The following is a 12,649-nucleotide window of genomic DNA, read 5'->3' as shown; positions in this document are numbered from 1 at the left end:
TTCAACTTGAGGAGCGATATTGGACAATGGAAAAGATAATTGAGATTGCAGACCTGACTTTTCACTATCCGCAACAGGATTCGGAGTTGTTGCGCCAAGTTAATCTCACAATCCATAAGGGAGAATGGGTGGCCTTGATTGGACATAACGGAAGTGGTAAGAGTACACTTGCACGTCTAATCGATGGTCTGCTAGTCCCGACGACTGGAACGCTTAAAATTGGGGGAACCATTTTAAGTGACGCTTCAGTGTGGCAAATTAGGAAAAAAATTGGAATGGTTTTTCAAAATCCTGACAATCAATTTGTGGGGGCAAATGTTGAAGAAGATGTTGCCTTTGGGCTGGAAAACTTGGCAATTCCCCGTGCACAAATGCAAGTTCGAGTTAAGGAAGCACTTCAAAGAGTTAACATGTGGGAGTTTCGTGAACATGAACCAGCTCGCCTTTCTGGGGGACAGAAGCAAAGAGTTGCATTGGCGGGTGTAATTGCGATGCGTCCAGAAATTATTATCTTAGATGAGGCGACCAGCATGCTTGATCCAGAAGGTCGCAAAGATGTTATTAAAATAATTCAAGAATTGAGTCAAGCTGGTTTTACCATCATTTCAATTACTCATGATATTAATGAAGCTTCTTTAGCGCAACGCGTGGTAGTCTTAAATGATGGTCAGATATTGCAAGATGCTACACCGCAGACTGTGTTTGCAAGAGGCGAAAAATTATTAGCTGTAGGGCTTGATGTGCCATTTTCTGAAAAACTAAAGGTTGCCTTGAGTAGGCAGGGACTGCATGTACCAGCGGGATATTTAACAGAAGAAGGGATGATCGACTGGTTATGTCAATCCATTTCAAAAACGTAAACTATATTTATCAACAAGCCACACCGTTTGAACAGCAAGCACTGTTTGATATTTCACTTACGATCCCCAGCGGAAGTTATACAGCAATCATCGGACATACCGGAAGTGGTAAGTCAACTTTACTGCAGCATTTAAATGGGCTCTTGAAACCAACGAGTGGACAAATCACAATTGAAAAGCAGATAATTACACCCACTACAAAAAATAAGGCATTGAGTAGTTTGCGTAAACAAGTCGGAATCGTTTTTCAATTTCCAGAAGCACAGTTGTTTGAAGAGACGGTCTTAAAGGACATTGCATTTGGACCTAAAAATTTTGGGAGTTCTGAGCAAGAGGCAACTCAGCTGGCTCGTCAGATGGCACACTTGGTTAACTTACCGGAGGAACTGCTTGAAAAATCACCCTTTGAACTTTCGGGTGGTCAAATGCGTAGAGTGGCGATTGCTGGTATTTTAGCGATGGAGCCACAGGTCTTGGTACTCGATGAACCGACTGCGGGATTAGATCCGCGTGGAAGAGCAGAAATTATGGAAATCTTTCAAGCGTTAAGAATAAAGCAGCACTTGACGATCATTCTTGTAACTCATCAAATGGACGATGTTGCACGCTATGCAAATCATGTGATCGTTTTGGAAAAAGGACGGTTACTGGCATCAGGAACTCCAACAGAAATCTTTTCCGATCCGGATTGGTTGCGGACACATCACTTGGCTTTGCCTCAAGCTACTCGCTTTGCTAGTGCACTTCAAAAAAAGAGCGGGTTTGAATTTTCAAAAATGCCTTTAACTGAAGAAGAGTTAGCTAACCAACTGGTTCAGCAACTGGGGAAAAGGGGGTAAGTGTATGAATAAGATCATTCTTGGTCGGTATATTCCAGGGGCTTCCTTTGTACACCGCTTGGACCCTCGTTCAAAGCTGATTTTAAGTTTTTTCTTTATTGTAGTGATTTTCTTTGCAAATAATGTACAGTCTTATTTGTTGCTTGGAGTCTTTACACTTTTTTGCGTATATTTATCAAAAATTAGCTTGGCATTTTTTATTAAAGGTGTCCGCCCGTTGATTTGGTTAATTTTGTTTACGGTTGTGCTCCAGATTTTCTTCACCCGTGGTGGGCAGGTCTACTGGCAATTTGGACCTTTTTCAGTGACACATTTTGGACTAGTCAATGGCGGTTTTGTCTTTTGCAGATTTGTCCTCATCATTTTTATGTCGACGTTGCTGACTTTAACCACAGCACCGCTTGAGATTGCCAGTGCATTGGAAGCCTTGATGTTGCCTTTGAAGAAATTTAAGGTGCCGGTTTATGAAATTTCATTAATGATCTCAATTGCATTACGTTTTGTACCAACGTTAATGGATGAGACTGAGAAAATAATGAATGCGCAGCGTTCTCGTGGAGTGAATTTTGGAGAAGGCAGCTTGATTAAGCAACTTAAAGCAGTTGTCCCACTGCTAATCCCGCTTTTTGTTGGAGCCTTTAATCGTGCAGAAGATCTCGCAACTGCAATGGAGGCCCGCGGTTATCGCGGCGGAGAAGGCCGGACCAAGTATCGAGTTCACTTCTGGAAACGCCGTGACACGCTTAGTTGTGTGTTATTTGGATTATTAACACTGTTACTTTTATTTTTACGTAACTGGTAGTTTTGAATGTGGAGAAGAGAATGTCTAAGAGATATAAAATTACGATCGCATATGATGGAACAAATTTTGCTGGTTTTCAAAGCCAGCCCCAGCAGCGGACAGTTCAAACTGTTTTGGAAGCTGCAGTCAATAAAATGAGTACAGCAGCCGATTTTGTGCATGTTTTCGGATCGGGGCGCACAGATGCAGGAGTGCATGCGTTAGGTCAAGTCGCTCATTTTGATCTTGAAAACGAAATTCCTGAACAAGGGATTGTGAATGGCTTGAATAGTATTTTGCCGCTAGATATACAAATTTTAGCTGCGCAAGTTGTGCCGACAAGTTTTCATGCACGCTTTACGACACATGCTAAAAGTTATGTTTACCGTGTTAGTCGCGGCAGATTCGTAGATCCATTCAAACGCTTTTACACCGGGCATTATAAATACCCACTGGATGTGAAGTTGATTAAGGCAGCTTTGCCTGATGTCATTGGTGAACATGATTTTTCAAGCTTTGTAGCAGCTGGGAGCCAGGTACGTTCGCACGTTAGAACAATTTATCAGGCAACTGTGACTGAGAATCCTACCAGCAATGAAGTTGTTTTTGAGTTTTGTGGTAATGGCTTCTTATATAATCAAGTTAGAATTATGGTTGCAGCTCTTTTGGAAATTGGCAATGGTAGGCGACCAGTTCATGATTTTCTAAGACTTTATGAAGTGAAAGATCGAAATGAATGCCGCCAGACTGCACCAGCAAGTGGATTGTATCTTAAAAAAGTATATTATAATGATGATTGGCTTAAAAATGTGTAATAGTTTTGATTGACTTTGATCAAGAAAAATTGTATCATAATATTTGGTATTGTTTGCCCCACAGTAGGCCCCGGAAACTTATTATGTGTCAAACAAGCATATAAAAATGGAGGAAATAATCGTGCGTACAACATATATTGCAAAACCAGGTGAAGTGGAACGTAAATGGTATGTCGTAGATGCAACAGATGTTCCTTTGGGACGTCTGTCGGCAGTCGTTGCTTCTATCTTGCGTGGTAAAAATAAACCAACTTTTACACCTAATATTGATACAGGTGACTTTGTCATTGTAATCAACGCAGAAAAAGTTGCTTTGACTGGACGAAAAGCAACTCATAAAATTTACTATCATCATACAGATCATCCAGGTGGCTTAAAGAGTCGGACAGCTGGCGATTATCGTCAGAATGATCCTGAAAACTTAATTGCACTCTCTATTCAAGGGATGCTTCCAAAGGGAACCCTTGGTAAAGCTCAGGCTAAGAAGTTACATGTTTATCGTGGAGCAGACCACAAACATGCTGCACAGCAACCAGAAACATTAGATATCACAAACTTAATCTAGGAGGAAACGTAATTGGCTCAAGTACAATATAAAGGAACAGGCCGCCGCAAAAATTCTGTTGCGCGAGTACGCTTGGTACCCGGTACCGGAAAAATCGTTATGAACGGCAAACCTGCTGAAGAATATATCCCATTTGCAAACTTACGCGAAGTCATGGTACAACCATTTAATGTTACAGAAACAAAAGGTAGTTACGATGTTCTTGTCAACGTTGATGGTGGCGGCTTCTCTGGTCAAGCAGGTGCAACTCGTCATGGAATTGCACGTGCACTGCTTGAAGTAGATCCTGATTTCCGTGGTGTTCTGAAACGTGCAGGACTCTTGTCACGTGATGCACGTATGAAAGAACGTAAGAAGCCAGGTCTTAAAAAAGCTCGTAAAGCTCCACAATTCTCAAAACGTTAATTTTTATATTGAGACTAAAGCTCTCCTTCTGGGGAGTTTTTTTGTTGCAACAAATTATTGACAGCAACAAGCAGAGCCTGCTCTTGTTACTGCTTAAGCAATATGCTACACCCAAATATCCAGCTTGTCTTTTGAGCTTGACAACTTATGGTTTTCCGCTAGAATGGCAGTATGCATTAAAAATAAATGAAAATCTGCTAAATAAAAATGTTAAATCTAGAAGCAAACCTGTTTTTTAAAGAACTAGGTACACAATCAAAGCGGGATGTGACAAACCAAGTTCCTTTCGCAGGTAAGTTGAACTTTTTTTCTGCATACATAGTTATTCAACTATTAGGGCAAAGGGAGTGAAATAATAAGTGAAAAATTTTAAAGTGGCGTTGTTGCAGTTTGATATTGCGCTTGCAGAACCTGATAAAAATTATCAAAAGGTTGAGCAGCAAATTGCATTAGCTGCGCGCACACACCCAGATGTAATTGTCCTTCCGGAAATGTGGAACACGGGGTATGCGCTTGACCAGCTCAAGCGACTTGCCGATCAGAATGGTGTACGTACGAAAGCTTTTCTACAGCAGATGGCGCAGCAGTATCAGCTCAATATTGTAGGCGGTTCAGTGGCTACTCAAAAAAATGAACATTTTTTTAATACTAGTTATGTTTTTGATAAATCTGGTGAACTCCTAAGTGAATATGATAAAGTCCATCTTTTTGGATTGATGGAGGAAGATCAATGGATTACCGCAGGCCAAATGGGAAATAGCTTTCAGTTCGCCGGAATTTCTGCTGCGGGTGTAATTTGCTACGATATTCGCTTTCCAGAATGGGAACGTAAGTTAATGGCAAACGGGCAGCAGGTGTTGTTTGTAAGTGCCCAGTGGCCGCAACCAAGAATTGCGCAGTGGAAAATTTTGTTGCAGGCAAGAGCCATTGAAAATCAGGCGTTTGTTGTTGCAGTTAACCGTGTCGGCACTGCCAATGCCGACTATTTTAATGGACATTCGCTGGTAATTGATCCGCTGGGGAAGATCATGTTAGATGCACAAAATGCAGAGGGCATTTTTACAGCCGAGCTTGATTTTTCTAGGTTAAAAAAAGTCAGAGGCGAAATTCCTGTTTTCAAAGATCGCCGCGTAGACCTTTATTAAGTAGATAGCTTTAAGCTGAACAAAGAAGGGAATCGTAAATATGTTTTTTGAAGAGTCACAATTACTAAAGGGACTACCATCACAATTCTTTGCCACTCTCGTACAGAAGGTCAATCAAAAAATTGCAGCCGGCAATGATGTAATTAATCTGGGACAGGGCAATCCTGATCAACCAACGTTTGACTACATAGTTAAAGCACTGCAAAAAGAAGCTGCTAAACCGCAGAATCATAAGTATTCGCAATTTAGAGGCATGCATTCTTTGAAGCAGGCTGCCGCTGATTTTTATCAAAAACATTATCAAGTTAAGCTTGATCCGGAAAAAGAAATTGCAATTTTAGGGGGATCAAAGATCGGCTTGGTCGAACTCCCGTGGGCGCTGATGAATACTGGTGAAAACTTGTTGCTTCCAGACCCGGGGTATCCGGACTACTTATCTGGAGTGGCCCTAGGGAAAGTAAATTATAGTACATTTCCATTAAAAAAAGAGAATAACTTTTTACCAGATTATGCAGAAATACCTGCAGCAGATGCACAAAAGGCAAAGTTTATCTATTTAAACTATCCTAATAATCCAACTGGGGCGGTTGTAAATCGTGAATTTTGGGCGGAAACGGTGGCTTTTGCCCAGAAATATCAATTAGGTGTAGTTAGCGACTTTGCATATGGTGCTTTGGGCTTTGAGGGTTACAAAAATCCGAGTTTTCTACAGGCTCCTGGGGCAAAAGAGGTCGGAGTAGAGTTTTATACTTTTTCCAAGACCTTTAATATGGCAGGCTGGCGCATTGCATTTGCGGCTGGTAATGCTTCAATGATTGAAGCAATTAATTTAATTCAGGACCATTTATTTGTTAGCGTCTTTCCTGCAATCCAAGCAGCAGGAGTGACGGCGCTCACAGCTGCAGACGAGGAAAAAGAAGTCGCACGGTTAGTGGCTATTTATGAAGAAAGACGCAATGCGTTTATCAAAGCTGCTGCTCAAATTGGGTGGAAAGCTTTTGTGCCAGGAGGGACATTCTATGCTTGGATGCCAGTTCCAGAAGGCTATACTAGTGAAAGTTTTGCAGATATCTGTTTGGAAAAAGCAAATGTTGCAGTTGCACCAGGAAGAGGATTCGGTGCACGCGGTGATGGCTACGTTAGAATTGGGCTTTTGGTTTCGCCAGCCCGTTTAATTGAGGCAGTTGAAAGAATCGGTAAACTTAATTTATTTGAGAAGTAGCTTCAAAGCAAAAATTACTTGTGTAAAGTAAATAGTAATAGAGCGAATTTAAAGTTCTTCAGTATATAATGAAGCAGTCTAAGAATCTTAAGGCCAACATGTAAGTGCCAAGATCTAAGTATTATTGGTAAAATACAGGTTGAGTCTGGAGATAATGAGGCTGTTTTTTGTTTGAAAGTTCAGCTAAACAGCGTGAACAGAGACTTTTATAAATAAATCTTAAAAAGATTAAAAAAAGAGGAAAAAAGCAAAAATAATTTGCTAAAAAAAATTAGTCAAGTTATAATTAATATAAGGTTGAGTTTATTAAAATTTGTATTTTAAGTAATACATATTAATGTTAATTAGTTCATTTTTTGTTATTTAAGTAGTACAATGAGTAAACAAAGTAGAGAATAAGTGGCAGTGAAGAGGTTTTCTTAAAAGGGGTGATTCATTACAAAGATTATTAAAGTGAACGTTTTTGTCGTCTTACTGCTGTGACTTTCTCGATTCTCTTCATAAAAGGCGTAATAAAATTAGCTTTATGAAGAAATTGCTAAGACGTTTCCGACTGACTTGACAACGGAAGAGTATTTTAGTATATTATTGTAGTTTAAGTAGTGCATAAATTATTTTAAACTTTCGGAGGCAAAAAAGTGATAACTTTACAAAAATCCCTAACAAACTTAATGCAAGTGCTGCGCTTACATGAACATCGCCAAAATGATCCAGATTTTGAACGTTTAGGCGCAATCGATGTTTACTATTTAGAAGCAATTTATCAATTAAAAGAGCCAACGATTGGAATGATTTCTAGACTACTTGATCAATCTACCCCCAACACCAATTATCATATCAAGAAATTAGTGAAATTAGGTTTGATCGAAAAAAGACTGGATGACACCGATCGTCGTGTGACCCATTTACGTGTAACTGACAAATATCTTAAAATGCTCAATCTTGATAGTGATTTTTGGCAACGCTTGGAAAATCGCATGGAAGATGAAGTCGCACCTAAAGATCTCGCTATTTTCAAGCGTGTATTACGACAAACAACAGAATTGGTCGCAGATGAGAGCCTTGATGAATTCTAAAATAGTTTTCAACCAGAGTATGTTTTTCACTGATAACACTGACAGCTAAGAAAGCCAATTAAAATCGGCTTTCTTAGTTTTTTTTTAATATGCTATAATCAATGCATGGAAAAGACGGGGGTTGAAACTTTGGGTAACAAGAATAGAACATTAAGAAGTGTTTTTATTGCATTTTTTTGTGCAATTATCATTTTACAAAATCTAATTCCTTTTCTAGGATATATTCCGCTAGGACCGTTGGATCTGACTCTGATTCATATTACGGTCATAGTGGCAGCTTTTGTTTTAGGTGTACGTGCAGGTGCTTTAGTTGGTGGAGTTTGGGGCGTGATTACTTTTATCAGGGCTTTTGTTTGGCCGACGAGTCCGCTGGCAACGATTGTCTTTATTAATCCACTAGTTGCGATTTTTCCGCGCATCATGATTGGAGTCGTGGCGGCTGTAGTTTTTAGGCTTGTATTATCAAAAACTAACAAAGCATTTGCTGCAATGTCACTTGCGGCAGTTTTGGCATCATTGACAAATACGTTCCTGGTGTTAGGACAGATCTATTTTTTCTATCAAGGAAAATCGCAGATCCTTTATCATTTAGATGCACAAGCATTACTCCCTTATTTACTAGGGGTAATCGGTACTAACGGAATCCCAGAAGCCATTCTTGCTGGGATTATAGCACCATTGATCAGTATGCCATTAATTAAGAAGTGGGACTTTCAAAAGTAAGAATCTGAACATCAAAATGAAAGGTTGAATAGAGTGGCAGTTAAGCGAAAAAGGAAGACAACTAAGCGAAAAAGTCGCGGGAGAAGACCGCAGCAAAAACATAATTTTTTGTTTGAAAATGGGCACTTGCAAGTGACCAATCTTTTAGTGGTGCTTCTTTTTTTAGGAGTTCTAATGCTGCAATTTGTTGGTTGGACGAGTCAGGATAATTCCCAGAAAAATTCTGCTACGAACGCAACAATGCAGATTACAGACAATCAGAAAAGGGCATTTATTGCACAAATTTTACCTATTGCCCAAGCAGAGCAGCAAAAATACAAGATCTTTGCTAGTATAACGCTTGCACAAGCAGCGCTTGAATCTGATTGGGGCCAAAGCCAGCTTGCTAGCCAGTATCACAATCTTTTTGGTGTAAAAAGTAGTGCTTCGGATGCACAATTGCTCACAACTAAAGAGTACGTAAATGGGCAATGGATTACGGTACAGGCACGTTTTGCAACTTATGCCAGTTGGAAGCAGTCAGTGCAGGCGCATACACAATTATTTGTAAATGGTACAGCTTGGGATCACGCACATTATGAAGAGGTTCTGACGGCAACTAATTATCAGCAAGCTGCCGAGGCTTTGCAGAAGAAGGGATATGCAACAGACCCAGAATATGCCCAAAAGTTGATTTCGCTGATTAAAGAATATCAATTAAACAAGTACGATGGACTTTAATGGATAGAATACGAACAATTGTGGTTGAATTAGCTCTTATTGTATGATATTCTTCTGGAGGGCTGACTAGCAATGCAGCATTGGAAAGCAGATGTGATGTTAAGCAGCATTAAGCTGATTTTAGATACAGTATAGTGAAGGGAAGAACGACAAAAGTGAAATTATTAGAGGATCGAATCCGCGAAGATGGAGTAGTGCTTCCAGGAAACGTGTTAAAGGTTAATCAATTTTTGAATCATCAGATTGATCCAGAATTAATGTATGCACTTGGTAAAGAGTTTGCAAACCTGTATCAGGCAGAAAAGATCACGAAGATTTTGACGATCGAGGCTTCTGGAATTGCTCCGGCAATTATGACAGGGCTTATATTGCATGTGCCAGTGTTGTTTGCACGTAAACAAAAAAGTGTCACAATGAATGATAATCTCTATACTGCCGATGTCTATTCGTATACAAAGAAGACTAAAAATAAAGTGGCAGTGACGAAGAATTTCTTACATGCTACAGATCGAGTATTGATTGTGGATGATTTTTTAGCAAATGGTCAAGCGGTAAATGGACTCTTGGATATTTGTGAGCAGGCACACGCAGGAGTGGTTGGAGTTGGAATTGCAATTGAAAAATCATTTCAAGCGGGTGCACAGCTAATTAGAAAAAGAGGAGTTCGGCTTGAATCGCTAGCACGTATAGCTTCTTTTACCAATAATGAGGTTCATTTTGTTGGAGGAGAAGACAGTGAAGAATAATGAAGTAAAGAATGTAGGCCAATTTCAGACTGCAGTTTTAGGACTTCAGCACTTATTGGCAATGTATTCTGGTGCAGTTGCGGTTCCTTTGTTGATTGGAACTGCGCTTAAATTCAACAGTGCACAGATGACGTATTTGGTCTCAATTGATATTTTTATGTGTGGTCTAGCAACACTTTTGCAATTATTAAGAAATCGCTATTTTGGAATTGGTTTGCCGGTAATTCTTGGGTGTGCAATTCAAGCTGTGGCACCTTTGAAGATGATTGGAAAAGAATTTACGATCGGAACAATGTATGGGGCAATTATTGTCGCGGGTTGTTTTGTTTTTTTGATTGCGGGCCAGTTTTCACGAATTAAGAAACTTTTTCCACCTGTGGTGACAGGGTCATTGATTACAGTAATTGGGCTTACCTTGATTCCAATTGCGATTCAAAACTTAGGTGGAGGAGACGCTACCGCTAAAAACTTTGGTGACCCACAGAATTTATTGCTGGGCTTTTTGACAATTGTAGTAATCTTGGGTGTTCAGATCTGGGCCCGGGGTTTTTTGAGCACAATTGCAGTTTTATTGGGCTTGATAGTAGGAACAATTGTTGCCGCAATTAGTGGGATGGTTTCGGCTGCCCCAATTACTGAGGCAGCCTGGTTCCACATCCCGCAACCTTTTTATTTTGGGATGCCGCATTTTGAATGGTCTTCAGCGGTGACCATGATAATTATTGCCTTGGTTTCAATGGTTGAGTCGACCGGGGTGTTCTTTGCACTTGGAAATGTCCTCGATAAAAAAATTACAGCTGCTGACCTGAAAAGAGGGTACCGTGCAGAAGGGTTAGCCGTTATTCTCGGTGGTGTTTTTAATACCTTCCCGTACACAACTTTTTCACAAAATGTTGGGTTGCTACAGCTTTCGGGAATTAAGACTAAACGGCCGATTTACTGGTCAGCGGGGCTTTTGATGCTGATGGGACTGCTGCCCAAAATTGGGGCGTTAGCGACGATCATTCCTACGGCTGTACTTGGCGGCGCAATGTTGGTAATGTTTGCGATGATCAGTGTGCAAGGGATTCGAATGTTATTGCGAGTGGACTTCAATGACCAGCGCAATATCTTAATCGTAGCAATCTCGGTTGGTTTGGGACTGGGGGTCTCCGTTTACCCCACGATTTTCCAATTCTTACCTAAGGCTATTCAGTTATTTTTAGGCAATGGGATCGTAGTTGCAAGTCTAGCATCTGTCGGATTAAACATTATTTTTAAAGGAAGAGCCGGTTTAGATGAGTAATTCATGAAACAAAACCCTACACTTTTTTTTAAAGTTGGGGTTTTTTACTGTTTTTTTAATTATTACTTTAAAATTTGGAATAAGTCTTCGTCCAATTCTATGGTAGAATGTGAATAAGAGAAGTTTAGCTGGGCTTTACCCGGAACAAACAGTTAATCTATTCATAAGGAAAGTAGTGAGAGAATGGACAAGAAAATATTGTTTCCAGGGAGCACAATCGGAATCATTGGCGGGAGTGCGAGCGGTATTATGCTTGCAGAAGCTGCTAAAAAGATGGGTTTCAAGGTAATTGCTTATAACAGTGATGAAGCAGCTCCAACTGTTCAGGAAGCCGACCTGGGAATTACGGGTTCCTATACTGATCACGGTAAATTACAGGATTTTGCTGAACGCTGTGATCTGGTAACATATGAATCAGAAAATGTCCCTTCTGATGTAATCGCATTTATTTCACAATTTACGGCGGTTCCTCAGGGAAAAGATGCTTTGGAAATTGCACAGGATCGTTTATTAGAGCGGGCCTTTTTAGAGCAGGTGAACGTTAATATTGCTCCTTACGCGACAATTGTGAGTTTGGATGACATTTATCAAGCGATTGGTTCCATTGGCTATCCATGTGTACTTAAACCAATTCAAAAAGGATTTGGTAAGCGACGTCAACAAGTGATTCGCAAACAGTCTGATATTGCTAAATGCGCAGATCTAATTGATTTAGGAACCTATGTACTTGAAGCTTGGGTTCCTTATATGAAAGAACTATCGGTAATTGTTGCTAAAGAAGCTGATGGGGCACTTAATCTTTTTCCAGTTATCGAAAATGTTTATCGTGATCATCGCCTCTTTGAGTCAATTGTCAAATGTGAGCTTGACTCGGCTGTTGAAGAAGAGATACGGCGGCTGGCAACCGAAATTGCTAAACAATTAAACTATGTGGGTGTTTTGGAAGTTGCTTTTTTCCTAACAAAAAGTGGCACAATTTATGTTAAACGGATCGTGCCTGCGTTGCATAAAGCAGGATTTGTATTTGATAAAGCTACAAATGTCTCGATGTGCGAACAGCATTTGCGTGCATTGGCTCAGATGCCACTGCCGCAGGTGCATTATTTACAACCAACAGTCATGGTTGCTCTACAATCCTCAGAACTGGAACCAATGCATACGCAGTGGGTTTTAAAAGACAATTGGTATTACCGCTTCTATCGCTATCCTCAGATGGCACGGACACGTGCTCCGGGCTATCTGCTTGTCTTAGCCGAATCTACTGCTGCTGCACTGCAGCAAATTGAGGCTACGGGTATTTGGAGTGAGCCCGAACAAGCAGCTGAAAAAGATATTCAATGAGAGTTGGAGTACGTGAATTTTAAGTAACAGCAATAAAAAATGAGCAGTCTGAACAGGAACTGGTGAGATTTTCTCATGAGTCCCTTTTTGTATTGGCGTTAGAAAAGTCGGTTTTTAGTACATTTT

The 12,649-nt window shown here is 40.2% G+C and carries 15 protein-coding genes; all 15 read left to right on the top strand.

Going from position 1 to position 12,649, the window contains the following annotated elements; translation table 11 throughout:
* Positions 1-26 precede the first annotated feature (26 nt).
* The 15 genes from AB3Y88_RS04305 (at position 27) to AB3Y88_RS04235 (ending at position 12,523) form a co-directional block, all read left to right on the top strand.
* The gene (locus tag AB3Y88_RS04305; RefSeq protein WP_228889766.1) at positions 27-860 is read left to right on the top strand and encodes an energy-coupling factor ABC transporter ATP-binding protein; all 834 of its coding nucleotides are present in this window, start codon (positions 27-29) and stop codon (positions 858-860) included.
* Positions 836-1,699, top strand: coding sequence for an energy-coupling factor ABC transporter ATP-binding protein (locus AB3Y88_RS04300; RefSeq protein ID WP_056961014.1), 864 nt, complete (start codon positions 836-838; stop codon positions 1,697-1,699). Before AB3Y88_RS04305 ends, AB3Y88_RS04300 begins: the two co-directional genes overlap by 25 nt.
* A 4-nt stretch (positions 1,700-1,703) precedes the next feature.
* Positions 1,704-2,501 carry an energy-coupling factor transporter transmembrane protein EcfT gene (locus AB3Y88_RS04295; RefSeq protein WP_056961015.1) on the top strand — a complete coding sequence of 266 codons (798 nt, stop codon included), beginning with the start codon at positions 1,704-1,706 and terminating at the stop codon, positions 2,499-2,501.
* A gap of 20 nt (positions 2,502-2,521) precedes the next feature.
* Positions 2,522-3,295, top strand: coding sequence for a tRNA pseudouridine(38-40) synthase TruA (truA, locus tag AB3Y88_RS04290; RefSeq protein ID WP_228889763.1), 774 nt, complete (start codon positions 2,522-2,524; stop codon positions 3,293-3,295).
* A 121-nt stretch (positions 3,296-3,416) separates the two neighbouring features.
* Positions 3,417-3,860: a 50S ribosomal protein L13 gene (gene rplM, locus AB3Y88_RS04285; RefSeq protein ID WP_228889760.1), complete on the top strand. Its 444-nt coding sequence runs from the start codon at positions 3,417-3,419 to the stop codon at positions 3,858-3,860.
* Positions 3,861-3,872: 12 nt separating this feature from the next.
* Positions 3,873-4,265 carry a 30S ribosomal protein S9 gene (gene rpsI, locus AB3Y88_RS04280; protein WP_228889757.1) on the top strand — a complete coding sequence of 131 codons (393 nt, stop codon included), beginning with the start codon at positions 3,873-3,875 and terminating at the stop codon, positions 4,263-4,265.
* A 44-nt stretch (positions 4,266-4,309) separates the two neighbouring features.
* A complete protein-coding gene (locus AB3Y88_RS04275) occupies positions 4,310-4,504 on the top strand; it encodes a hypothetical protein (RefSeq protein ID WP_054756484.1) in 195 nt (64 codons plus the stop codon).
* Between the two features lie 120 nt (positions 4,505-4,624).
* Positions 4,625-5,410: a carbon-nitrogen family hydrolase gene (locus AB3Y88_RS04270; protein ID WP_228889754.1), complete on the top strand. Its 786-nt coding sequence runs from the start codon at positions 4,625-4,627 to the stop codon at positions 5,408-5,410.
* A 40-nt stretch (positions 5,411-5,450) separates the two neighbouring features.
* The gene (locus AB3Y88_RS04265) at positions 5,451-6,632 is read left to right on the top strand and encodes a pyridoxal phosphate-dependent aminotransferase (protein ID WP_056961018.1); all 1,182 of its coding nucleotides are present in this window, start codon (positions 5,451-5,453) and stop codon (positions 6,630-6,632) included.
* Positions 6,633-7,270: 638 nt separating this feature from the next.
* Positions 7,271-7,708, top strand: coding sequence for a MarR family winged helix-turn-helix transcriptional regulator (locus AB3Y88_RS04260; RefSeq protein ID WP_056961019.1), 438 nt, complete (start codon positions 7,271-7,273; stop codon positions 7,706-7,708).
* Between the two features lie 129 nt (positions 7,709-7,837).
* Positions 7,838-8,431, top strand: a complete 594-nt coding sequence (locus AB3Y88_RS04255) for an ECF transporter S component (protein WP_056961020.1) — start codon at positions 7,838-7,840, stop codon at positions 8,429-8,431.
* A 33-nt stretch (positions 8,432-8,464) separates the two neighbouring features.
* On the top strand, positions 8,465-9,151 hold the full coding sequence (locus tag AB3Y88_RS04250; RefSeq protein WP_056961021.1) for a glycoside hydrolase family 73 protein: 687 nt from the start codon (positions 8,465-8,467) through the stop codon (positions 9,149-9,151).
* Between the two features lie 155 nt (positions 9,152-9,306).
* Positions 9,307-9,897, top strand: coding sequence for a xanthine phosphoribosyltransferase (locus tag AB3Y88_RS04245; RefSeq protein WP_054756491.1), 591 nt, complete (start codon positions 9,307-9,309; stop codon positions 9,895-9,897).
* A complete protein-coding gene (locus AB3Y88_RS04240; protein ID WP_228889751.1) occupies positions 9,887-11,182 on the top strand; it encodes a nucleobase:cation symporter-2 family protein in 1,296 nt (431 codons plus the stop codon). Before AB3Y88_RS04245 ends, AB3Y88_RS04240 begins: the two co-directional genes overlap by 11 nt.
* Before the next feature lie 183 nt (positions 11,183-11,365).
* Positions 11,366-12,523: a 5-(carboxyamino)imidazole ribonucleotide synthase gene (locus tag AB3Y88_RS04235; RefSeq protein WP_056961023.1), complete on the top strand. Its 1,158-nt coding sequence runs from the start codon at positions 11,366-11,368 to the stop codon at positions 12,521-12,523.
* The last annotated feature ends 126 nt before the right edge of the window (positions 12,524-12,649 follow it).

The sequence above is a fragment of the Liquorilactobacillus satsumensis genome (genome assembly GCF_964065465.1).
GTDB classification, from domain to species: Bacteria; Bacillota; Bacilli; order Lactobacillales; family Lactobacillaceae; genus Liquorilactobacillus; species Liquorilactobacillus satsumensis.
Note: the sequence above shows the minus strand (reverse complement) of the source record. Positions and strands in the feature narration are given on the sequence as shown.